18 protein-coding genes are annotated in these 22,438 nt (G+C 61.3%); 13 read left to right on the forward strand and 5 right to left on the reverse strand.

Going from position 1 to position 22,438, the window contains the following annotated elements:
* Window positions 1-61: 61 nt before the first annotated feature.
* Both AB6K10_RS00515 and purL read right to left on the reverse strand, forming a co-directional pair.
* Window positions 62-1,870: a DEAD/DEAH box helicase gene (locus tag AB6K10_RS00515; RefSeq protein ID WP_339117742.1), complete on the reverse strand. Its 1,809-nt coding sequence runs from the start codon at window positions 1,868-1,870 to the stop codon at window positions 62-64.
* Window positions 1,871-1,899: 29 nt separating this feature from the next.
* A complete protein-coding gene (purL, locus tag AB6K10_RS00520; protein ID WP_339117743.1) occupies window positions 1,900-5,826 on the reverse strand; it encodes a phosphoribosylformylglycinamidine synthase in 3,927 nt (1,308 codons plus the stop codon).
* Window positions 5,827-5,991: 165 nt separating this feature from the next.
* On the opposite strand from purL, the gene mltF reads away from it, so the two are divergent.
* On the forward strand, window positions 5,992-7,467 hold the full coding sequence (gene mltF / locus AB6K10_RS00525) for a membrane-bound lytic murein transglycosylase MltF (RefSeq protein WP_339117744.1): 1,476 nt from the start codon (window positions 5,992-5,994) through the stop codon (window positions 7,465-7,467).
* Here the strand turns inward: mltF and tadA are convergent.
* Entirely contained in the window at window positions 7,464-7,916 is a 453-nt protein-coding gene (gene tadA, locus AB6K10_RS00530) for a tRNA adenosine(34) deaminase TadA (protein WP_339119581.1), read from the reverse strand. The two genes, mltF and tadA, sit on opposite strands and share 4 nt — an antisense overlap.
* Before the next feature lie 111 nt (window positions 7,917-8,027).
* On the opposite strand from tadA, the gene AB6K10_RS00535 reads away from it, so the two are divergent.
* Window positions 8,028-8,849 carry an acyl-CoA thioesterase II gene (locus AB6K10_RS00535; RefSeq protein WP_339117745.1) on the forward strand — a complete coding sequence of 274 codons (822 nt, stop codon included), beginning with the start codon at window positions 8,028-8,030 and terminating at the stop codon, window positions 8,847-8,849.
* 227 nt (window positions 8,850-9,076) lie between these two features.
* On the opposite strand, the gene AB6K10_RS00540 is transcribed toward AB6K10_RS00535, so the two are convergent.
* Both AB6K10_RS00540 and rpmE read right to left on the reverse strand, forming a co-directional pair.
* Window positions 9,077-10,348, reverse strand: coding sequence for a malic enzyme-like NAD(P)-binding protein (locus AB6K10_RS00540; RefSeq protein WP_339117746.1), 1,272 nt, complete (start codon window positions 10,346-10,348; stop codon window positions 9,077-9,079).
* A 468-nt stretch (window positions 10,349-10,816) separates the two neighbouring features.
* Window positions 10,817-11,032, reverse strand: coding sequence for a 50S ribosomal protein L31 (rpmE, locus tag AB6K10_RS00545; RefSeq protein WP_044630499.1), 216 nt, complete (start codon window positions 11,030-11,032; stop codon window positions 10,817-10,819).
* 19 nt (window positions 11,033-11,051) lie between these two features.
* Here rpmE and AB6K10_RS00550 point away from each other — a divergent pair, with 19 nt between their 5' ends.
* From AB6K10_RS00550 to tatA, 11 genes are all read left to right on the forward strand, one after another.
* Complete coding sequence (locus AB6K10_RS00550; protein ID WP_339117747.1) at window positions 11,052-13,433, forward strand: primosomal protein N'; 2,382 nt, start codon at window positions 11,052-11,054, stop codon at window positions 13,431-13,433.
* 140 nt (window positions 13,434-13,573) lie between these two features.
* On the forward strand, window positions 13,574-15,259 hold the full coding sequence (gene argS / locus AB6K10_RS00555) for an arginine--tRNA ligase (RefSeq protein ID WP_159343159.1): 1,686 nt from the start codon (window positions 13,574-13,576) through the stop codon (window positions 15,257-15,259).
* Window positions 15,260-15,262: 3 nt separating this feature from the next.
* Window positions 15,263-16,027 (forward strand): SPOR domain-containing protein, encoded by a 765-nt coding sequence (locus tag AB6K10_RS00560; protein WP_159343160.1) that lies wholly within the window; start codon window positions 15,263-15,265, stop codon window positions 16,025-16,027.
* Window positions 16,028-16,195: 168 nt separating this feature from the next.
* The gene (gene hslV, locus AB6K10_RS00565) at window positions 16,196-16,729 is read left to right on the forward strand and encodes an ATP-dependent protease subunit HslV (RefSeq protein WP_044630495.1); all 534 of its coding nucleotides are present in this window, start codon (window positions 16,196-16,198) and stop codon (window positions 16,727-16,729) included.
* A 9-nt stretch (window positions 16,730-16,738) separates the two neighbouring features.
* Complete coding sequence (hslU, locus tag AB6K10_RS00570; protein WP_159343161.1) at window positions 16,739-18,061, forward strand: ATP-dependent protease ATPase subunit HslU; 1,323 nt, start codon at window positions 16,739-16,741, stop codon at window positions 18,059-18,061.
* An 85-nt stretch (window positions 18,062-18,146) separates the two neighbouring features.
* Window positions 18,147-18,530 carry a gamma-butyrobetaine hydroxylase-like domain-containing protein gene (locus tag AB6K10_RS00575; protein WP_153842493.1) on the forward strand — a complete coding sequence of 128 codons (384 nt, stop codon included), beginning with the start codon at window positions 18,147-18,149 and terminating at the stop codon, window positions 18,528-18,530.
* A 121-nt stretch (window positions 18,531-18,651) separates the two neighbouring features.
* The gene (ubiE, locus tag AB6K10_RS00580) at window positions 18,652-19,407 is read left to right on the forward strand and encodes a bifunctional demethylmenaquinone methyltransferase/2-methoxy-6-polyprenyl-1,4-benzoquinol methylase UbiE (RefSeq protein WP_159343162.1); all 756 of its coding nucleotides are present in this window, start codon (window positions 18,652-18,654) and stop codon (window positions 19,405-19,407) included.
* A gap of 43 nt (window positions 19,408-19,450) precedes the next feature.
* Window positions 19,451-20,113, forward strand: coding sequence for an SCP2 domain-containing protein (locus AB6K10_RS00585; RefSeq protein WP_285262885.1), 663 nt, complete (start codon window positions 19,451-19,453; stop codon window positions 20,111-20,113).
* Complete coding sequence (gene ubiB, locus AB6K10_RS00590) at window positions 20,110-21,732, forward strand: ubiquinone biosynthesis regulatory protein kinase UbiB (RefSeq protein WP_339117748.1); 1,623 nt, start codon at window positions 20,110-20,112, stop codon at window positions 21,730-21,732. The genes AB6K10_RS00585 and ubiB overlap by 4 nt, the downstream gene beginning before the upstream one ends.
* Window positions 21,733-21,784: 52 nt before the next feature.
* On the forward strand, window positions 21,785-22,138 hold the full coding sequence (locus tag AB6K10_RS00595; protein WP_285262883.1) for a phosphoribosyl-ATP diphosphatase: 354 nt from the start codon (window positions 21,785-21,787) through the stop codon (window positions 22,136-22,138).
* Between the two features lie 24 nt (window positions 22,139-22,162).
* On the forward strand, window positions 22,163-22,435 hold the full coding sequence (tatA, locus tag AB6K10_RS00600) for a Sec-independent protein translocase subunit TatA (protein ID WP_159343165.1): 273 nt from the start codon (window positions 22,163-22,165) through the stop codon (window positions 22,433-22,435).
* Window positions 22,436-22,438: the final 3 nt, after the last annotated feature.

Raw genomic sequence — 22,438 nt, forward strand, 5'->3', positions numbered from 1 at the left:
TCGAATCCTTCGTTGATGAGTGGGAAAACAGCAGTGTAACAGCGCGCTGTCAGCGCGGCATCTAGCCAGCATCGGCAGCTTTCCGATAGCGCCCTTGATAATCGAACAGCTTATCGCGGATTTGAAAGTGTCGGCCTACCTTTCGCCCCACCACAAAATCCGGGTGGCGCAATCGGCGCTGCTCGTTGACGACCTCATCAGGCGTCGTCGGTTGCCATTGACCACCTGGCGCGCGCAGGTGGACACGTAAGAATACGGCATAAAACGCGCGGCGCTGGGCCGGGGTTTCTAAAGCAAACCATTCGCTCAGGCTGTCGCCATCTTCATCGTGGTAGGTGGCTTTTAGGCGCGGCAGACCACGGCCATTGGTGGTCGCTTCCAACTGCATGCCGCTGACGCGCAGCACCTTGGCATCTTTTAGTTTCAGCGCATCCTTGAGCTTGTCGTCAGCGTCCACCAGCAGCTTCTCACAGCCATGACAGCGGCGGGCGGCAATATCGTTCTCAGCGCCGCACTCGTCGCATACTTTGAAGCGAAAGCGAAACTCGCACTGGCGGCGCCGCCCTGCGTCATCCTCAATCAGCCCCTGGCAGCGGCGGCCGAAGTGTTCGATCACCAGCTCGCCGTCGCGCTTGCCCCAAAACAGGTTTGCGTGACCGCAGTCCGGGCAGGGCACCTGCACCGGTTCGCTATCGCTATCCGGCTTGGGTTCGCCTACTTCCGGAGCGTAGAGATCCCACGGGTTGCCCGCATAGTCGAGAATCAAGCACTCCTCTTTACCCGGCGAGAGGCGCAGCCCGCGCCCTACGATCTGCTGATACAGGCTGACCGACTCGGTAGGCCGCAGGATCGCGATCAGATCGACGTGGGGGGCATCGAAGCCGGTGGTCAGCACCGCCACGTTGACCAAATACTTCAGTTGGCGCGCCTTGAACGCATCGATCAGCGCGGTGCGCTCGGCCGAGGCGGTCGCACCGGTAATCAGCGCGGCCTGCTCGGCGGGCAGATAGCCCAGGATCTCTTCGGCGTGGGCTACCGTCGCGGCGAAAATCATCACCCCCTGGCGGTCGGCGGCGTACTCCACCACCTGGGCAATGATGCCCGGTGTCGCCCGGTTGCCCGCCACCACCCGGTTGAGTTCCTCCTCCCGAAACAGCCCGCTGGACGAGGGCGCCAGCGCCGAGAAGTCGTACCCCTCGATGGCCATATCCAGCCGCTTGGGCGCAGCCAAAAAGCCCTGTTTGACCATCAGACGTAGCGGCTGCTCGAACACGCAGTCGGCAAAAAAGCTCTCTTCTGAACCGCGCACCATCCCGTGGTGGTGGCGGTGGTAGATAAAACCCTGCCCCAAACGAAACGGGGTGGCGGTTAGGCCGAGGATTTTGAGCTGCGGGTTCTGGCTCCGTAGATGCTCGATCACCTGCCGATAGCTGGAGTCCTCCTCCAGCGATACCCGATGGCACTCGTCGATTACCAGCAGAGTAAAGCTGGCGTCGTTGAACTGCTCCAGGTTACGCACCACCGACTGCACCGAGCCAAACACCACTTGGCGACTGGCCTCTTTGCGCTTTAACCCAGCGCTGAAGATATCCGCCTCCAAGCCGTACGCTTGGTACTTGGCGTGGTTCTGCTCCACCAGCTCGCGCACGTGGGCCAACACCAGCACCCGCCCACGGGCGAGTCTCGCCAGTTCAGCGATCACCAGCGACTTGCCGCTGCCCGTCGGCAGCACCACCACGGCGGGGGCGCTGGTGGCGCGAAAGTGGCTGACTACCCGCTTTACCGCCTCGGTTTGGTAGGGGCGCAGCGAAGGCGCTGCCCCGTTAGCCAAGAAAGGCGGCCCGGAGGCCGCCTTATCAGGATGTGTCATCCATCACCTTTTGGGTTGATCACATGACATTAGCCCAGCCATACCCGCGCATTGCGGAACAGGCGCAGCCACGCACCATCTTCGGTCCACTCCGCCGGACGCCAAGAGTTAGTGACCGCGCGGGTCACCCGCTCGGGGTGCGGCATCATGATCGTGACGCGACCATCCGGCGTGGTCAGGCCGGTAATGCCCGACGGGGAGCCGTTGGGGTTGGCCGGGTAGCGCGTAGTGACTTGGCCGTAGTTATCGATATAGCGCAGGGCAATTTGGCTGCTCGACTGCATGCTACGCAGGTGCGCCGTATCGCGGAACTCGGCGCGACCCTCCCCGTGAGCTACGGCGATGGGCAGCTTGGAGCCTTCCATGCCCGCCAGCAGAATCGAAGGGCTCTTCTCTACCCGCACCATCGACACCCGGGCTTCGAACTGTTCGGACTCATTGCGCACGAAAGCCGGCCAGTTTTCCGCACCAGGAATCAGCGTTTTGAGCTGCGAGAGCATCTGGCAGCCGTTACACACGCCCAGCGAGAAGCTATCGTCGCGGGTGAAGAAGGTTTCGAACTGCTCGCGGGCGCGCTCGTTGAATAGCACAGACTTGGCCCAGCCGCCGCCTGCACCCAGCACGTCGCCGTAGGAGAAACCGCCACAGGCCACTAAGCCTTTGAACTCCTCCAGGGAGACACGGCCTTCGAGGATGTCGCTCATATGCACATCCACCGCATCGAAACCCGCTTTGTGAAAGGCCCAGGCCATCTCTACCTGACCATTGACGCCCTGTTCACGCAGCACGGCCACCGCGGGCTTGGCGGTGTTGAGATACGGCGCGCTGATATCGTCGTTAATATCGAAGGTCGGCGCGGCGCTGAGGCCCGGGTCGCGAACGTCGAGCAGGTTGTCGAACTCGTTCTTCGCACATTCCGGGTTATCCCGCAGCGCCTGCATGCGGTAGCTGGTTTCGGCCCAGGTGCGCTGGGTTAGCTGGCGGGTGGTCTCCAGTAGCGGCTCTTCGAACAGCGTGACACGCACTTGGTCGTCGTAACGCGGGCGGGCAATCACGCCACAGGTTTCGATACCCGCCATGGCGAACTGGGTCAGCACCTCTTCGGTGTGCTGGCGATTGACCTGAATCACCGCGCCCAGCTCTTCGGAGAACAGGGCGTTGAAGGCTTCTACCGGCTCATCGATCAGCCAGTCGAGCTTGATTTCGAGACCGGCGTGCGCGGCAAAAGCCATCTCCAGCAGCGTCACCAATAGGCCGCCGTCGCTGCGGTCGTGATAAGCCAGCAGCTTGCCGTCGCGGTTCAGGCCTTGGATCACTTCGAAAAACGCTTTCAGATCTTCCGGGTCGTCCACATCCGGGCACGCGTCGCCCACCTGACCATACACCTGCGCCAGCGCCGAGCCGCCCAGGCGATTCTGGCCGTTCCCCAGGTCGATCAAAATCAGGTCGGACTCGTCCTGCTCCAAGTTGATCTGCGGCGTCAGCGTCGCCAGCGCGTCGGTCACCGGTGCAAAGCCGGTCACTACCAGCGACAGCGGCGAGGTAATGCTCTTCTCTTCGGCGTCATCGCCCTCTTGCCACGCGGTGCGCATGGACATGGAGTCCTTGCCTACCGGCACGGCAATACCCAGCGCCGGGCAAAGCTCCATACCCACGGCATGAACGGCGTCGTACAGCGCCTGGTTTTCACCGGGGTGGTCAGCGGCGCTCATCCAGTTGGCGGAGAGCTTGATATCCGACAGCTTGGCAATCGGCGCAGCCGCGAGATTGGTAATGGCTTCTGCCACCGCTAAGCGCGCGCTGGCCGCAGGATTAATCAGCGCCACCGGCGGGCGCTCGCCCATGGCCATGGCTTCACCGGCGTGGGTGTCGAAGCTCGCGGTGGTCACCGCGACGTCGGCCACCGGCACTTGCCAGGGGCCTACCATCTGATCACGGGCGACTTGGCCGGTGATGGAACGGTCGCCGATGGTGATCAGGAAGCTTTTCGAGGCCACCGTGGGCAGGCGCAGCACCCGGTCCATCGCTTCGCGCAGGTCCAGGTTATCCAGCATGACGCCCGAGAGTTCAGGGGTTTGGCGCTCAAACGAACGGGTCATCTTCGGCGGCTTGCCAAACAGCACGCTCATGGGCAGATCGACGGGCTTGGTTTCGAAATGGCCGTCGCACACTTCCAGGTGGTGCTCCGCCTGGGCTTCGCCCACTACCGCGTAGGGGCAGCGCTCGCGCTTGCACAGCGCGTCGAAGGTATCCAAGTCTTCAGGGGCCACTGCCAGTACGTAGCGCTCCTGGGCTTCGTTACACCAGATTTCCAGCGGGCTCATGCCCGGCTCGGCGTTGGGCACCGCGCGCAGGTCAAACAGACCGCCACGGTTGCCGTCTTTAACCAGCTCCGGCAAGGCGTTAGACAGCCCGCCCGCACCGACATCGTGGATAAAGCGAATCGGGTTGTTGTCGCCCAACGCCCAGCAGCGGTCGATGACTTCTTGGGCACGACGCTCGATTTCCGGGTTTTCCCGCTGCACAGAGGCGAAATCCAAATCCGCGCTGGACTCACCGGACGCCATACTGGACGCCGCACCGCCGCCCAGGCCGATCAGCATCGCCGGGCCACCCATGACGATCAGCTTACCGCCAACCGGGATCTCGCCTTTTTGCACGTGCTGAGCGCGAATGTTGCCGTAACCGCCGGCAATCATGATCGGCTTGTGGTAGCCCCGACGCTCGATGCCGCCTTCGCTGAGCGCATCCTGCTCATAGGTGCGGAAGTAGCCGGTCAGGTTGGGGCGGCCAAACTCGTTGTTGAACGCGGCACCGCCAATCGGGCCGTCCAGCATGATATTGAGCGCGGACTGCATGCGCTCGGGCTTGCCGTAGTCGAAGGCTTCCCAGGGCTGAACAAATTCAGGAATGCGCAGGTTAGAAACGGTAAAGCCGGACAAACCTGCTTTTGGCTTACCGCCGATGCCGGTCGCGCCTTCGTCCCGAATCTCACCGCCAGAGCCGGTGGCCGCACCGGGGAACGGTGCAATCGCCGTGGGGTGGTTGTGGGTCTCCACCTTCATCAGAATGTGGATCGGCTCTTGGTGGGCATCGTAGCGGGCACGCTCGCCCTCGGTACCGGTGAGCGGCGTGGGGAAGAAGCGTCCGCCGTGGCTGCCTTTGATCACCGCCGCGTTATCGCTGTACGCAGAGAGCACGTTATCCGGTGACGTGGCGAAGGTGTTCTTGATCATCTTAAACAGCGAGTGGCTCTGGGCTTCGCCATCGATGACCCAATCTGCGTTGAAGATTTTGTGGCGGCAGTGCTCAGAGTTCGCCTGGGCGAACATCATCAGCTCCACATCGCTGGGGTTGCGGCCTAGCTCGATAAAGGCCTCGACGAGGTAGTCGACTTCATCATCCGCCAGCGCAAGGCCCAGCTCACGGTTCGCCGTCATCAGCGCGTCGCGGCCGCCTTCCAGAATGTCGACGCTGCCAAGGGGGGCAGGCGAGTGATGGGCGAATAGCTTGCTCGCCTCGGCTACGTCGTCCAGCACGTTTTCGGTCATGCGGTCATGCAGCAGCGCGCTGATCGTTTCGAGCTGCTCAGCGCTGGGGGCGCCGCGTAGGCCTACGCGGTAATCGACACCCCGCTCGATGCGACTAATCTGGCTGAGCCCGCAGTTGTGGGCAATGTCGGTTGCTTTAGAGGACCACGGTGACTGGGTGCCCAGACGCGGCACGACCAGAAAGCGCTGCGCGTTATCGGGGGTTTCCTGGTGTTCGTGGCTGCCGTACGCCAGCAGTTGCGCCAACCGCGCCTGGGCGGCCTGATCGAGCTCTTCGTGGTGGTCGATGAAGTGGACGTAATGGGCAGACAGCGCCTCCACCTCCGGAACACGGTCACGCAACACCATTAACAGCCGTTCATGACGGAAGGCGGAAAGGGCGGGTGCGCCTCGCAGTTCGAGCATATCTGAGAGCCTCTAAAGCAGGGAGAGTTCGAGCAGGAAATCACCGGGCCGCTACGCGGCAATCCCACTATGATACTGGAAAGCGGCGTCCACACGAAATCAACAAGGTGACAGCGCCTGGCAGGCTGGGTATCGTGGCAGACTGTTCCATGTTGACCAGCCCTCATGCCGACATCGATTGCCCAACATTTTATCGCTCATTACCGGGCGTATTTCGCGATGATCGCGACACTTCTTCTGATTTTAGTGCCGCGCAGTGCGTCCATGACGAGCGGTGAACACCTTGCGCAAATTCAAGCGAAAGAGTTCATCACGATTCATACTCGCAACACCCCCACCACCTATTACGAAGGCCGCCAAGGGCCGACCGGCTTCGAGTATGAGCTGATGCACCGCTTTGCGGACTACCTGGGGGTCAGCCTCAATCTGAACGCGAGCCATCACCCGGAGAGCGTGCTTCCCGCCGTGCGCGAGCAGGGCGACTTAGGCGCTGCCGCCCTCCCCCTACTGGCAGACTCACCGGGCATTCACTACACCCGCTCCATCATTCAGATGCAGCCGCTGGTGGTGTATCGCCGCGGGCTCAACGGCATCGATGAGCCGGCAGATCTCGTGGGCCTGGAGCTGGGCACGCTGAGCGAGGCGGGCACCAGCCAAGCGCTGCGCGCCCTTCAACGTGACTACCCCAACCTTAGCTGGAAAGAGTCTCACGAGCTTGAAGTGGCCGAACTGTTGGCGCGAGTAGAGAACGGTATTTTAGATGCGGCGATCATTTTTGATCACCAGTTTCGTTTGAACCGGCTGTTTTTCCCAAACGTCGAACGCGGTTTTTTTCTAGGCGAGCCGCTCTCTCTGGCATGGGCCGTGCCTAGCGGCCGCGGGCTTGGATTATTAGAAGCCGCCAATCAATTTCTCCAGGAGCTGCAAGAGAACGGCACCCTGCAACAGCTGGTGAGCCGCTACTTCGGCCATGACGACTATCTGGAGTACGTGGGCACCCGCACGTTCCTCGCCCATCTCGATGAGCGCCTTCCCAACTACACCGAGCTATTCAAGCAAGCGGCCCGCGATACCGGCTTTGATTGGAAGCTACTGGCCGCCGTCGGGTATCAAGAGTCGCACTGGGACCCGACCGCCGTCTCACCCACCGGGGTTCGCGGCCTGATGATGCTGACCAACCCCACCGCCAGCGAGATGGGCGTGGCCGACCGCACCGACGCCGCACAGAGTATCGATGGCGGCGCGCGCTACCTGCGCAGCATTAAAGACCGACTTCCAGACAGCATTACCGGGGATGACCGACTCTACATGGCCATGGCGGCCTACAATGTCGGTCTTGGCCACCTTTACGATGCCCGTAAGATTGCCGAGATGCGTGGCGGCGATCCGGATCGCTGGCAGGACGTTCGCGCAGCGCTCCCGCTCTTACAGGAGCGTGAGTGGCATAGCCAAACCCGCCATGGCTATGCCCGTGGCGGCGAGCCGGTCATCTACGTGCGCAACATCCGGCGCTACTACGAGATGATCGAGTACGTGGAGCGCAGCCGACAGCAATTCTTTCAGCTAGAGCAGGCGCCCACCAGCGAAGAGCCGCTGCTGCTGTTCGATATCGTGCCCCCTATCGAGCCGCAATCTGGCTAGCGCTTCTCGGCAAAGAACTGCTTGAGCAACCGCTTGGCGGGCGTCGCCAGCACGCCGCCCGTCACTGCGATCTGATGGTTGAACCAGGGCTGGGCAAGCAGATTGGCCTTTGACTCCACCATGCCAGTGCGTGGCTCGGGCGCGCCGTATACCAAACGGGCAATGCGCGCATGCACCATGGTGCCTGCGCACATCATGCAGGGCTCTAGCGTCACAAACAGCGTGCAGCCCTCTAAACGGTAGTTGCCCAGCCGCTGCCCCGCCTCGCGTAGCGCGCGCACCTCGGCGTGGCCGCTGGGGTCGCAGCTTGCCAGCGGTGCATTGTGGCCAGCGCCGATGATCTCCCCCTGGGTATCCACCACCACCGCGCCCACCGGCACTTCCCCGGCGGCAAACGCTAGGTGCGCTTGGTCCATGGCGCGGTGCATGTAAAATTCATCGCTGCGTATCAAGGCAAACTCCGCTAAGGTAGCAAAACGATCGTTTTAATAGCGTGATGGCCGCACTGGGTGCGCTTTCAATCATCGGCGGGAAAACGGATAGCACCAAGGATACAGAGAATGAACGATGCGCTGAAGTCACTGGTCAGCTTGTTAGAGCTTGAAACCCTTGAAGAGACGCTCTTTCGCGGCCAAAGCCAAGATTTGGGCTTTCCTCAACTGTATGGCGGCCAAGTGTTGGGCCAGGCACTGGCCGCTGCGGCGCGCACGGTGCCGGATGAGCGCCGCCCGCACTCCCAGCACGGCTATTTTTTGCGCCCAGGCGACCCGCATCGCCCGGTGGTGTATCAGGTCGATACCATCCGCGATGGCGGCAGTTTTACCACCCGGCGGGTGACCGCTATTCAGAAAGGGCGACCGATTTTCTTCTGCAGCGCCTCTTTCCAAAGTGCTGAAGAGAGCATCAATCATCAGCGGGCCATGCCACAAGTGCCCACGCCGGAAGCGCTTATAGAGAGCGGCGATGCCAAACACGCGCGCTTCCCCGGCCACCCTATCGAGTTTTTGCACTTGAAGGATAACCCGGACAGCGCGTCACCGGCGGGGCAGTGTCTGTGGTTCCGCTTTGCTGGTGGGCCGCTACCGGACGACCCGGCGCTGCATCGTCACCTGCTCTCGTATGCATCGGATTTCAACCTACTGACCACCGGACTGATTCCTCACGGCATCAAGTACACCGACCCGAAACTGCGCATCGCCAGTCTCGACCATGCCATTTGGGTGCACGAAGATACGCGGCTAGACGAGTGGCTGCTGTACGCCATCGACTCCCCCTGGACCGGCGGCGCACGGGGCTTGGCGAGGGGTCACATCTATCGCCGCGATGGGCGTTTGGTGGCCTCGACGGCGCAAGAGGGGTTGGTGCGCTATCCGCAGTCTTGAGCCTCTGCTTTGAACACCTCTAAAAACAGCAACGCCCGCAGTGTGCGGGCGTTGTAAAATACCGGTCAGCACAACCCTAGACGGGGGCGCTGTAAACCCGTCCTTGGGCGCTACTTTCGCCATCTGACCGCCATGGATGGTGGAAATGCCGAAATTGCAGGGAGCATTTTTCGGCCATGGCGAAAGACCCCCGTTACGGGCTGTCCTGACCTAAGTGGCCTTGTTAATTACCCACCATACACGTCATTAATGGTTTTCAGCGGGTAGTGAGCCGGGTACGGCTTGCGGGCCACACCGGAGTCGACCGCTGCTTGGGCCACTGCTGAGGAGACGCGTTCCAGCAGGCGGATATCCACCGGGGTGGGAATGATGTAATCACGCCCGAAGCTCATCTCGGTACGCTCGTAGGCGTTCAGCACTTCCTGCGGCACAGGCTCGCGGGCCAGATCTTTCAGTGCATGCACCGCCGCCAGCTTCATGGCTTCGTTAATGCGCGTTGCGCGCACATCCAACGCACCGCGGAAGATGAACGGGAAGCCCAGCACGTTGTTCACCTGGTTCGGGAAGTCCGAACGGCCAGTAGCCATGATCACATCTGGGCGCGCTTCGCGGGCTACGTCCGGGTGAATTTCCGGGTCGGGGTTGGTGCAGGCGAAAATCACCGGGTCAGCGGCCATTTTCTTCACCTGCTCCGCAGAGAGCAGGCCCGGGCCAGAAAGGCCGATAAACACGTCTGCCCCGTCGATGGCATCGTCCAACGTGCGCATGTCGGTATCGCGGGCAAACTCCGCCTTGTACTCGTTGATACCGTCACGGTCAGTGTGAATCACGCCGCGACGATCCAGCATGACCAGGTTCTCTTTCTTGGCACCGCAGGAGATCAGCAGACGCATGCAGGCAATCGCCGCCGCGCCTGCGCCCATGCAGACGATTTTCACGTCTTCGATGCGCTTGACCGCGATATCCAGCGCGTTGAGCATGCCCGCAGCGGTCACAATTGCCGTGCCGTGCTGATCATCGTGGAAGACGGGGATACTACAGCGCTCGACCAAGGCTTTTTCGATCTCGAAACACTCGGGCGCTTTGATGTCTTCCAGGTTAATGCCGCCCCAGGTATCGGCAATGCGGGCAACGGTGTCGATAAACGCTTGAGGGCTTTCGGCGTCTACTTCGATATCAACGGAGTTAATGCCCGCAAAACACTTGAACAGCACGCCTTTGCCTTCCATGACCGGCTTGCTGGCCAGCGGGCCAAGATTGCCCAAGCCCAGAATCGCACTGCCGTCCGAAATGACCGCGACCAGATTACCTTTGCCGGTATAACGGTACGCATTTTCCGCTTCGCGAGCGATTTCGCGAACCGGCTCGGCAACGCCTGGGCTATACGCCAGTGCCAAGTCCCGAGCGGTAGCAGTGGGCTTGGTCAACTCCACGGAAAGCTTACCGGGGATCGGTTTAGCGTGATAATCCAAAGCTGCCTGCTTGTTTGCATCCGTCATGGTCAAGGTCTCATCAGCCTAAAGTAGAAAAGTCGTATCAGAATATAGAAAAACCCTAGGCGCCTCAAGCACGTAGTAAACTTACCTACGAAACGACCGTTTTAGCCACTTTCCCCTCCATTTCGAAACTTTTCTACGTTATTTGCTGCAACTTATACTTCACGCTATCAGCTATAAAGGTTTCCTTATTGATGCAGTGCAGTATTTTTGGAAATAAATTCCAATAGAACAACAAGAGAGTTATCCACACCCACTGGGCGCAATCGCCCTGTGGAAAAGCTAACAAGAAACAAAGAGAGATTGCTTGGTCAGCGAGGAGAGATCGATGCGTCCGCTATTGGCAGCGGGAGAGAGCGGCCGACGAGGCTAACCAAAAGCGTAGCCTTTTAGGGACAAAAAGCCCACGCCGTGGCGTGGGCTTTTGCACAGAGCACGAGACGTGCCTGCGATAGGCTGAATCCGTTAGGATTAGCCGCGCTTGATAGCAGCGCCGAAACGCTTGTTGAAGCGCTCTACGCGGCCACCAGTGGTCGCTTGCTTCTGCTTACCGGTGTAGAACGGGTGGCAGTTGGAGCACACGTCCAGAGAGAAGTCCTGACCAGAAGTAGAACCGACCTGGAAGCTTGCACCGCAAGAACAGTTGGCGGTGACCGTGTTGTAATTCGGGTGGATACCTTGTTTCATCTTGAGCCTCATGAGCTATATGCCGCCACCTGATCCATTGCCAGGCACCGCATACGGGTTTGAAAAAACTGCTAACCGGTTAACCGCTCCATCCGATAGATTCAGAGCGGCCGCGCATTCTAGCAAACTAATCGCCGGAGGCCAATTGTCCGATCCTGTTTCTTCAACGCCCCCTACCCAGGGGCAGCCTCAAGGCGCTTTTCAGGTAGTGAAAGTGGCGCTGCCATCGCCGCTGCGCCGCCTGTTTGACTATCTACCGGCCCCGCGCGCGCCCGCCTGTGGCTGGCAGCCGGGGCTCCGGGTGCGTGTTCCGTTTGGCCGCCGAGAGGTGGTGGGCGTGGTGGTCTCCCTCGCCACCGGCAGCGAGCTCCCCCGCGCGCAGCTACGCGCTATTAGCGAGGCGTTGGATGACGCCCCCCTGCCCAGCGACTGGCAGTGGCTGTGCCACTTTGCGGCGCGTTACTACCAGCACAGCCTGGGCGATACCCTGCAGCACGCCATGCCCGCCAGGCTGCGTCAGGGTCACCCGATGGCAGGGCGCACCCAAACCCTGTGGCTTCCTCTCCCCAACGATGAAACGGCCCTGGCGCGCGCGCCTAAACAGGCAGCGCTTTATGCGCTTCTTCGCCAGCACCCCCACGGACTTCCAGGCCGCGCCGTGAGCGCCCATGGCTTCACTCGGGACCAGCTATTAGCGCTGCAAAAGAAGGGCTTTACCGAGCCTCAAGAGATCACCCTGACTGCCGCTCAACCCACCGGCGGAAGCTTACTCGCCTCGCCGTCGCTGCCGCTCAACCGTGAACAGGCCGCTGCGCTCGCCGTGCTGCATGAAAAACTCGACGGCTACCACCCCTGTTTATTGGAAGGCGTGACCGGCAGCGGTAAGACCGAGATTTACTTACAGCTCATCGAAGCGCTCGCTGCCAAAGGAAAGCAGTCCCTGGTGCTCGTGCCCGAAATTGGCCTCACGCCACAAACGCTCGCGCGGTTCAAAAGCCGCTTTCGCGTACCGGTGGTGGCGCTGCACTCCGGGCTTACCGACCCAGAGCGCTTGGATGTCTGGGAAGCCGCCGCCAACGGCCGTGCGCTGGTGATCATCGGCACCCGCTCGGCTATTTTCACCCCGCTGGCGAACCCTGGGGCAATCATCGTCGACGAGGAGCACGACGGCTCGTACAAACAGCACGACGGGCTGCGCTACCACGCGCGGGACCTTGCCGTTGCCAGAGCGCACTATCACGGCATTCCCCTGCTGCTGGGCAGCGCGACGCCTTCGTTTGAAAGCCTGCAGCAGGCGCTTACGGGCGCTTACCGCCACCTGCGGCTGACCCAGCGGCCTAGCCGTCACCCGCCCGCTAAGTTAGAGCTGATCGACCTGCGTCATCAGCGCCGCCAAGGTGGGCTGCTGCCGGGGGCCATCAAAGCCATCAAAAGCACGCTTGCGGCGGGCAAGCAGGCGCTGGTATTCATCAACCGGCGCGGCTTTGCGCCGAGTCTGGCTTGTCATAGCTGCGGCTGGATGGCCGAGTGCGGCCAGTGCGATGCGCGTATGACGCTACACCGCCAGCCGCCGCTGCTGGCCTGCCACCACTGCGATAGCCGCCGAGCGCTGCCCGATGCCTGCCCAGAGTGCGGCAGCGGCGATTTGCGTGCGCTGGGTAGCGGCACGGAGCGCACCGAGGAGACGCTACAAGGGCTGTTCCCTAACACCACCGTTCACCGTATCGACCGCGACAGCACGCGCAAAAAAGAGAGCTTCGAGCAGGTGCTCAAAGAGATTCATCGCGGCGAACCCTGCCTGCTGGTGGGCACTCAAATGCTCGCCAAAGGCCACCACCTGCCCCACGTCACCTTGGTGGTGGTGGTCAACGCCGATGGCGGCCTCTACGCGGCGGACTTCCGCGCCCTAGAGCACAGCGCACAGCTATTGGAGCAAGTGGCGGGGCGCGCAGGCCGCGCCGCCCACCCTGGCCGTGTGCTGGTGCAAACCCTCCACCCGGATGACCCACATCTAGGCCAGCTGGCCGAACATGGCTACGGCGCACTGGCCCGCAACCTGCTGGAAGAGCGCCGCATCGCCAAGCTGCCGCCGTTTTGCTTTATGGCGCTGCTACGCGTAGAAAGCCCACAGGAGCAGGCGGCGCTCGCGCTGGCTCAACACGCCGCCCAGGCGCTGCGCCAGTGGTTGAAGGACGCCCAGCTGCCCGTGCGCTGCCTGGGGCCCGTGCCCGCCCCCATGGAGCGTCGCCAAAACCGCTACCACATTCACGTCATGATCACCGCTGACAAACGTAGCCACCGCCACGCCGCCGCTAACTGGCTGGTGCAGTGGCTAGAAGCCAACCGCGAGGCGCGCAAAGTGCGCTGGTCGATGGATATCGACCCACAAACCCTGGCCTGACCGCCAGGGGGCGCACAACGCTGGCGCGCCGAAGGGAATACGGCTTTGAAACTGCGCGCCAATTGCCGATAATGGCCGCTTTGCCGCTGCATTCTCTGGGCGACTGCACACGCCGCCACCGACGACATCCGGATATTTACATGAAAGATACGATTATTTCTCTGCTCGAAGGCGCGGTTGACGCGCTCAAGCACCAAGGCGTGCTGCCCAACGATTTAACGCCCGCCATCAAGGTGGATCCCACCAAAGACAAGGCCCATGGCGACTACGCCACCAACCTCGCACTGATGCTGGCCAAGCCCTCCGGCATGAAGCCCCGTGAGCTGGCCGATACCCTCGTCGCTGCCCTGCCCGCCAGCGACGCCATTCAAAAAACCGAGATTGCCGGCCCAGGGTTCATCAACTTCTTTGCTGCCGCCGACGCCGCCGCGCAAATCGTCGCCCAAGTGCTGGATAGCGGCGATGCCTTCGGCCGCAGCCTAATCGGTAAGGGTGAAAAAGTGCAGGTGGAGTTCGTTTCCGCCAACCCCACCGGCCCGCTCCACGTTGGTCACGGCCGCGGCGCGGCGATTGGCGACTGTCTCTGCCGCCTGCTGGAAGCCACCGGCTACGACGTTACCCGCGAGTTCTACTACAACGACGCGGGCGCGCAGATCAAAAACCTGGCGCTCTCCGTTCAAGCCCGCGCCAAACACCTCGGCCCCGACGATGCTAGCTGGCCGGAGGATGGCTACCGCGGCGAATACATCATCGATGTCGCCAACGACTACATGGCAGGTAAAACCGTCACCGCCGATGATCGGGAAGTGACCGCCAAAGCCGATGCAGACGACCTGGACGCCATTCAGGCCTTCGCCGTGGCTTGGCTGCGCCGCGAGCAGGATCTAGACCTCAAAGCCTTTGGCGTCGAGTTTGACGTTTACTTCCTGGAGTCCTCGCTCTACGAGGACGGCAAGGTCGAGGCCACCGTCGAAAAACTGGTCGCCAATGGCCACACCTATGAAGAAGACGGTGCCATGTGGCTGCGCACCACCGACTTCGGCGATGACAAAGACCGTGTGATGCGCAAGCGCGAAGGGGGCTACACCTACTTCCTACCCGACGTGGCGTACCACCTCGACAAGTGGCAGCGCGGCTTCACCACCGTGATCAACGAGCAGGGCGCCGATCACCACTCCACCGTGACGCGGGTGCGGGCGGGGCTGCAAGCGCTAGAAGTGGGCATCCCGACAGGCTGGCCCGACTACGTGCTGCACCAGATGGTGATGGTCACCCGTTCTGGGGTCGAAGTGAAGCTCTCCAAGCGCGCAGGCAGCTACGTCACCGTGCGCGACCTGATCGACGAAGTGGGCCGTGACGCCACGCGCTTCTTCCTGGCGGCACGGCGCGCGGACTCTCAGTTGACCTTTGATATCGACCTCGCCCGGTCGCAGTCCAACGACAACCCGGTGTATTACATTCAGTATGCCCACGCGCGGGTGTGCAGCATGTTGCGCAAAGCCGAAGAGGCAGGCCAACCCTTCGATCACAGCATCGCCACGGCCCACTTGGCACTGCTCGATAGCGATCAGGAGAAAGCGGTGCTGAACCGGTTGGCCCGCTATCCGGAGGTAGTCGAACACGCCGCCAAGAACCGCGAGCCGCAACAAGTCGCCCAGTACCTGCTGGACTTGGCCGGTGACTTCCACACCTGCTACAACGCGGTCAAAGTGATGGTCGATGACGACACCCTGCGCAATACTCGCTTGGCGCTGGGCTTGGCAGTGCGCCAAGTGCTGCGCAACGGCCTTGATCTGATGGGTGTCAGCGCCCCAGAGGAGATGTAATTCATGGCCAGCCCGCGTAATAAGCCCGCCCGCCGCGGAGCCACCACGCAGCGCAAATCGCCCCGCCGCTCCGGCGGCGGGCTGCGCATACCCGGCTGGCTATGGGGGATTGCCGGGGTGGCCGCTGGTTTCTTCCTCGCTCAGCACCAGCACGGCACGGCTCCCTGGCAGGAGCAAAGCGAGACACCCCAGGCCACGGTGCTGCCCAAGCCGGCCGGTAGTGACGAACGCAGCGCCGCGCGGCAAACCGAAACGCCTGCCGAACAGGCGATGCCCACCTTCGAGTTCTACACGCTGCTACCCGAAACCGAAGTCATCGCTCCAGGTGGGGCTGTGCCTTCCAACGTCACACCGCCCACCTTGGCAGCCAGTGACGAGGACACCGAGCGCGATAGGGCCACGACGGACTCGTCAGAGAGTACAGCTAGCGCCTCAGACAGCGCGGCGGACGACCCCATTGCCCAGGTCATTGCCGCCAACACGCGCCCCAGTGATCAGGCAGCCGCCGTTCAGCAGGCCCCGGCCAGTGCTTCGAACCGCTACATGCTGCAAGCAGCCTCGTTTCGCGAGCTGAGCGATGCCGAGCAGCTGCGCAGCCGCCTGCGCAACCTGAGCCTGCTGGCGCAGATCAGCGAGGTACAGGCCAACGGCGACACTTGGCACCGGGTTCAGGTTGGCCCTTACGACGACACCCGCGAGCTCAATCGCGCCCAGGACCTGATGAGTACCCAAGGCATCGAGCCGCTGCTGATCCAGCTACAGAATTAATCCCCACGGCGTGACACGCCTGCCGCCACCTTTTATCGGATGGCTTTCGTTTGCGGGCGGTTGATTTTTTATCAGCCGCCCGCATTTTGTTGGGAATCGCTTTTTATACGGCCGCTCGCTGCGGCCGATCAGTCATCGGGAGCGCGTCTCCCCCAAGGAGTTATCTCCATGACCACGATTGTTTCCGTTCGCCGCGGTAATCAAGTTGCCCTAGCGGGCGATGGACAAGTTTCCCTCGGCAACACCGTCATGAAAGGCAATGCCAGCAAAGTACGCCGCCTGTATCGCGGCAAGGTGTTGGCCGGTTTCGCCGGTGGCACCGCCGATGCGTTTACCCTGTTCGAGCGTTTCGAAGCGCAGCTCGAAAAGTATCAAGGCCATTTGACCAAAGCCGCCGTCGAACTCGCCAAAGATTGGCGCACCGACCGCGCGCTGCGCCGTTTGGAAGCGCTGTTGGCCGTCGCCGACCACAGCGCCTCATTGATCATTACCGGTAACGGTGACGTGGTCGAGCCGGAGCGCGGCATCATCGCCATTGGCTCTGGCGGCAACTTTGCCCAGGCCAGCGCCCGAGCGCTGCTCGAGAACACCGAGCTGTCCGCTCGCGAAATTACCGAAAAATCCCTCGCCATCGCTGGTGACATCTGCGTATTCACCAATCACCACGTGACGCTCGAAGAGCTGAACATCAACGAACGTTGAGGCCCCTTTATGACCCAGATGACACCCCGCGAAATCGTTCATGCGCTGGACCAATACATCATTGGCCAGCAGGATGCCAAGCGCGCCGTGGCCATTGCCCTGCGCAATCGCTGGCGCCGCATGCAGCTCGACGACGAGCTGCGCCCCGAAGTCACGCCGAAAAACATTCTGATGATTGGCCCCACTGGCGTAGGTAAAACCGAAATTGCCCGACGCTTGGCGAAGCTCGCCCGCGCGCCGTTCATCAAGGTAGAGGCCACCAAGTTCACCGAAGTGGGCTACGTAGGCCGCGACGTCGAGTCGATCATTCGCGATCTGATGGAAGCGGCGATCAAGATGGTTCGCGAGCATGCCAAAGAGGAAGTGGGCCACCGCGCCGAAGACGCCGCCGAAGACCGCGTGCTCGATGCGCTGCTGCCGCCGCCCCGGGGCCAGGAAGATAAGCCCCGTGAAGATAGCGGCACCCGCCAGACCTTCCGCAAAAAGCTGCGCGAAGGCCAGCTCGACGATAAAGAGATCGATATCGAAATCTCTTCCCAGGGCCAGGGCATCGATATCATGACCCCGCCGGGCATGGAAGAGATGACCAGCCAACTGCAGAGCCTGTTCTCCAACATGGGCCAGCAGAAGCGCGAGCAGCGCCGCGTGACCGTCAAAGAGGCGCTGGTGCTACTGCGTGACGAAGAGGCCGGCAAGCTGGTCAACGAAGAAGAGATCAAAGCCCGCGCCGTGGAAGCCGTCGAGCAGCACGGCATCGTGTTCCTGGACGAGATCGACAAGGTCGCCAAGGGCAGTGGCCAATCCAGCGGTGGCGAAGTCTCCCGCGAGGGCGTGCAGCGCGACCTGCTGCCGCTGATCGAAGGCTCGACGGTGTCGACCAAATACGGCATGGTCAAAACCGACCACATTCTGTTCATTGCTTCCGGTGCTTTCCACCTGTCGCGGCCTTCCGACCTCATTCCGGAACTGCAGGGTCGTCTGCCCATTCGCGTCGAGCTGGATGCGCTCACACCGGGCGACTTCAAGCGGATCCTCACCGAGCCTTCTGCTTCGCTCACCAAGCAGTATCAAGCACTGCTGGCCACAGAAGGGCTCGACGTCGAGTTCACCCCGGACGGCATCGAACGCATTGCCGAGATTTCCTGGCAGGTGAACGAAGGAACCGAGAACATCGGCGCTCGTCGTCTGCACACGGTCATGGAGCGCTTGCTGGAAGAGGCGTCGTTCAAAGGGGGAGATATGGACAGCCCCTTGGTCATTGACGCCGACTACGTCAATGCTCAGCTAGGCGAGCTGGCGGTCGACGAGGACCTGTCGCGCTACATTTTGTAAGCGCCGCTTTCGGTAGAGCCACCGGCAGCCTGCTCGCATTGGCGGGCAGGCTGCTTTTGCGATTGATCGTTATGAGGTGCCCCCCATGAACGCCCCGACGCCCACCCGGGTTCACTATCATAAGCAGGCGCGTGAGCTGGAACTTGGCTATGCCAGCGGCGAGACGTACCGGCTTCCCGTCGAACTTTTGAGGGTTTACTCCCCCTCCGCCGAAGTGCGCGGCCACGGCGGTGATACGGCCGTGCTGCAAGTGGGTAAAAAAGATGTTGGCTTACAGAACATTACCCAAGCCGGTAACTACGCCCTCAAACTGCACTTCGACGACGGCCACGATAGCGGCCTGTATAGCTGGAACTATCTTTTCGACCTCGCCACCCACCAAGACGCTTATTGGCAGAACTATCTCGAGCGCTTGGAGGCGGCAGGGGCCTCTCGCGAGCCTGCAGGCATTCAATTCAAGCAGCTGTGACGCGCTGCCCCAGGCGAGGCGCAGACAAATTGGGGTCGAGAAGGCTACAATGTTGCCAACCATTGATTGCGATGACCTAACGGTCGACAACTACCGCCTCGAATTCGGGAGCTAAAGCCCCATGAGCCCCACGGAAAAGCGCACTACCCATTTTGGCTACCAAGAAGTGCCGGTCGACGAGAAAGCCTCCCGCGTGGCCGACGTCTTCCATTCGGTGGCCGCTCGTTACGACGTGATGAACGACCTGATGTCCATGGGCATCCACCGGGTCTGGAAGCGACTCACCATCGAACGTGCTGGTGTCCGCCCAGGGCACCAAGTGCTCGACATTGCGGGCGGCACTGGCGACCTCACCCTCAAGTTTTCCCGCTTGGTAGGCCCGCGTGGCAAAGTGGTGCTGGCCGATATCAACGCCTCCATGCTCAAGGTCGGCCGCGACAAGCTGATGGATAACGGCGTGGGCGGCAACGTCGAGTACGTGCAGGCCAACGCCGAGTGCCTGCCCTTCCCGGATAACAGCTTCGACTGCATCACTATTGCCTTTGGCCTGCGTAACGTCACCGATAAAGATGCCGCGCTGCGCTCCATGGCGCGGGTACTGAAGCCCGGCGGACGCCTGCTGGTGCTGGAGTTCTCGAAACCCAACAACCCGCTGCTCTCCAAAGCCTATGACGAGTACTCCTTCCGCCTGCTGCCCAAAATGGGTGAGCTGGTCGCCGGTGATGGCGAGAGCTACCGCTATTTGGCCGAGTCGATTCGTATGCACCCGGATCAAGAGACGCTGAAGGGCATGATGGAGAACGCAGGCCTGGAACGGGTGGAGTACACCAACCTGACCGGCGGTATCGTGGCCCTCCACCGCGGCATCAAACTATGACACAGCAGCAAACAGCGATGATCCCTTGGAACACGAGGTCGGCATGCTAGTCACCCCGACCCTGTTGCTGGCCGGATGTGAACGCACGATCAATGCCCTGCTCGCCCGCGACCCGGCGGCGCCAAACCGTTTGGCGTCGCTGGCAGGTAGCCGCTTGCTGGTCCGTTTGGAGAAGCCCCAGCTCGCGCTGCTGCTCTGCTACCACGCATCAGGCATTGACCTGCAGCACGGCGACGAAGTGGAAGAGACCGACGTCGATGCCGTCGTGGAACTCACCCCCGAGACGCTCTCCGAATGGCTGAGCGGCGCTTCCATCGAGCGGCTGATGTTCGACGGCAAATTGGCCGTACGCGGCCGACTCCATCTGCTGGAAGCGACCCGCGATCTGCTGTTCGATCTGGATATCGACTGGGAGGGCGAACTGGCGCGCTGGCTGGGCGATATGCCTGCTCACTCCCTGGCGGAAGGTATTCGACGTGCGGCCCGCTGGGGGCTGCGTGCCAAAGACGAGCTGCTGCAGGATGTCTCGGAGTACGTGTTCGAGGAAGCGCGCCTGCTGCCCGGCCGCCAGCAGCGCGACGTGCTGCGCGACCACCTGACCGAGCTAGAGATCGCCACCGACCGCCTGGAAGCGCGGCTTAACCGTCTCCATAAGCGACTTACGCAGCCAGCGGAACCATCAACGCCTAAGGAGCAGCGCGGATGAGCCTGCGGCTGTTTAAAATCGTCTGGGTCGTCACGCGGCATCGCTTGGACACCTTGATTCCTGCCGAGCGCCTGCCGCTCTGGATGCGCCTACTACTGAAGCTATCACCGCTTCAACTGGTGCCCGTTGGGCAGCGCAGCCGTGGCGAGCGTTTGCGTTTGGCGCTGGAGGCGCTGGGGCCGATCTTCATCAAGTTCGGCCAAATGCTCTCGACCCGCCGTGACCTGCTGCCGGAAAACATCGCCGACGAGCTAAAGCGCTTGCAAGACCAAGTGCCGCCCTTCCCTGGCGAGCTGGCCGCTGCGCGGGTGGAAAAAGAGCTCGAAATGACGCTGCCGGAGGCGTTTGCCGCCTTTGATCGTGTCCCCTTGGCGTCGGCCTCGATTGCCCAAGTCCACGCCGCCACGCTGCACAGCGGCGAAGACGTGGTGGTCAAAATCATCCGTCCCGGCATCGACCGTATCATGCGTCAAGACATGGGCTTGATGTACCAGGTGGCCAAGCTGCTGGCCAAAGTGCCCGAAGCCCGGCGCTTACGCCCGGTCGAGGTGATCCGCGATTACGAGGCGACGCTGTTCGACGAGTTGGATCTCTACAAAGAGGCCGCCAATACCTCCCAGCTCAAGCGCAATTTCAAAGACTCACCGCTGCTGTTCGTGCCGACCATTTACTGGCCCTACACCCGCCGCCACGTCATGGTACAGGAGCGCATTCGCGGCGTGCCGGTCGCCGATCTGGAGACGCTCATTGCCCGTGGCACGAACTTGAAAAAGCTCGCCGAACGCGGGGTGGAAATTTTCTTCACCCAGGTGTTCCGCGATAATTTCTTCCATGCTGACATGCACCCCGGCAACATCTTCGTAAACTGTGACGACCCGGACGATCCACAATATATCGCTATCGACTGCGGCATCGTCGGCAGCCTCACCCGGGAAGATCAGGACTACCTGGCGCGCAATCTGCTGGCTTTCTTTCACCAGGATTACTACGAAGTCGCCGCGCTGCACATCGAGTCGGGATGGGTCGGTGAAAACACCCGCGCCAACGAGTTTGCCGCCGCCATTCGCACGGTATGCGAGCCCATTCTAGAGAAGCCGCTCAAAGACATCTCGTTTGGGCAGGTACTGCTCGGGCTGTTCCAGACCGCTCGGCGCTTCAATATGGAAGTGCAGCCCCAACTGGTGCTGCTGCAAAAGACGCTGCTCAATATCGAGGGTTTGGGCCGCCAGCTCTACCCCGACCTGGACCTTTGGAGCACCGCCAAGCCCTATTTAGAGAAGTGGATGAAAGAGCGGGCAGGCATTGGCGGGCTGTGGGAATCGCTCAAGCGCCAAGCACCGGAGCTTTCTCATCAGCTGCCTGAACTGCCCGTATTGGCGCATCAGGCACTTAGCCGCATGGAGCATGAGCATCGTCAGCGCCATCAGCAGGTGACGGCGATCAGCCAGATGCGCCGCCAAATGAGTCAGCAAGGTAAACGCCAGCATCGGCTGCGCATTGGCTTGGCCCTAGTCGCTATTGCGCTGGCTTGGCAGCCACTCAGTAGTTGGGCTGCCACTCAGGATTGGCCGATACTCGCGGCTGCCGGTGCCGGCTTAATACTGCTGCTCTGGCACTGATACGATGCAATCACTTGACGAAACGACGCCGCCGATTGATAAAGAGAACACCATGACCGACGTTACCCACGCACCCGTTTTAGATGCCCTTGCTGACGTTTTAAAGCAGCGGCGCCATGCTAATCCAGAAGATTCTTATGTTGCCTCCTTGCATCATAAGGGCTTGAACAAGATACTCGAAAAAGTGGGTGAAGAAGCCACAGAAACGCTGCTGGCGGCCAAAGATGCCGAGCACGGCAGTGACGAGGCCCGTGAAGCGTTGATCGCCGAAACGGCCGACCTGTGGTTTCATAGCCTTGTCATGCTGTCGCACCTAGATCTCGACCATCAGCGGGTACTTGATGAACTCGCTCGGCGGTTCGGTATTTCTGGCCACGACGAGAAAGCGTCCCGATCACAACGTTAACCCTGCTCCGATGAGGAAATGCATATGTTAGGTGGTATCAGTATTTGGCAGTTGCTGATTGTTCTGGGCATTATCATCCTGATTTTCGGCACCAAAAAACTGCGTAACGTGGGCACCGACCTAGGCGGTGCCGTCAAAGGCTTCAAGAAAGCCATGCACGAAGAGGAGAAAGAGGGCGACAAGAAGGACGCCGATCAGCCTCACGCCAAGGTGAGCCACGAAGAAGCGGGCAACACCTACGACGTGCAGGCCGAAGAGAAACGCGCTGCTGCCGACCGCAACGAAGAGCGCAAATAACCC

Origin of the sequence: Halomonas sp. BMC6 (genome assembly GCF_964204995.1) — a bacterium.
GTDB lineage: Bacteria > Pseudomonadota > Gammaproteobacteria > Pseudomonadales > Halomonadaceae > Vreelandella.

Excerpts from the sequence above, each read along its gene's own strand:
- AB6K10_RS00515 (WP_339117742.1), bottom strand. The coding sequence starts at position 1,870 with ATGACACATCCTGATAAGGCGGCCTCCGGGCCGCCTTTCTTGGCTAAC.
- purL (WP_339117743.1), bottom strand. The coding sequence starts at position 5,826 with ATGCTCGAACTGCGAGGCGCACCCGCCCTTTCCGCCTTCCGTCATGAA.
- mltF (WP_339117744.1), top strand. The coding sequence starts at position 5,992 with ATGCCGACATCGATTGCCCAACATTTTATCGCTCATTACCGGGCGTAT.
- AB6K10_RS00535 (WP_339117745.1), top strand. The coding sequence starts at position 8,028 with ATGAACGATGCGCTGAAGTCACTGGTCAGCTTGTTAGAGCTTGAAACC.
- AB6K10_RS00540 (WP_339117746.1), bottom strand. The coding sequence starts at position 10,348 with ATGACGGATGCAAACAAGCAGGCAGCTTTGGATTATCACGCTAAACCG.
- rpmE (WP_044630499.1), bottom strand. The coding sequence starts at position 11,032 with ATGAAACAAGGTATCCACCCGAATTACAACACGGTCACCGCCAACTGT.
- AB6K10_RS00550 (WP_339117747.1), top strand. The coding sequence starts at position 11,052 with ATGCCGCCACCTGATCCATTGCCAGGCACCGCATACGGGTTTGAAAAA.
- argS (WP_159343159.1), top strand. The coding sequence starts at position 13,574 with ATGAAAGATACGATTATTTCTCTGCTCGAAGGCGCGGTTGACGCGCTC.
- AB6K10_RS00560 (WP_159343160.1), top strand. The coding sequence starts at position 15,263 with ATGGCCAGCCCGCGTAATAAGCCCGCCCGCCGCGGAGCCACCACGCAG.
- hslV (WP_044630495.1), top strand. The coding sequence starts at position 16,196 with ATGACCACGATTGTTTCCGTTCGCCGCGGTAATCAAGTTGCCCTAGCG.
- hslU (WP_159343161.1), top strand. The coding sequence starts at position 16,739 with ATGACCCAGATGACACCCCGCGAAATCGTTCATGCGCTGGACCAATAC.
- AB6K10_RS00575 (WP_153842493.1), top strand. The coding sequence starts at position 18,147 with ATGAACGCCCCGACGCCCACCCGGGTTCACTATCATAAGCAGGCGCGT.
- ubiE (WP_159343162.1), top strand. The coding sequence starts at position 18,652 with ATGAGCCCCACGGAAAAGCGCACTACCCATTTTGGCTACCAAGAAGTG.
- AB6K10_RS00585 (WP_285262885.1), top strand. The coding sequence starts at position 19,451 with ATGCTAGTCACCCCGACCCTGTTGCTGGCCGGATGTGAACGCACGATC.
- ubiB (WP_339117748.1), top strand. The coding sequence starts at position 20,110 with ATGAGCCTGCGGCTGTTTAAAATCGTCTGGGTCGTCACGCGGCATCGC.
- AB6K10_RS00595 (WP_285262883.1), top strand. The coding sequence starts at position 21,785 with ATGACCGACGTTACCCACGCACCCGTTTTAGATGCCCTTGCTGACGTT.
- tatA (WP_159343165.1), top strand. The coding sequence starts at position 22,163 with ATGTTAGGTGGTATCAGTATTTGGCAGTTGCTGATTGTTCTGGGCATT.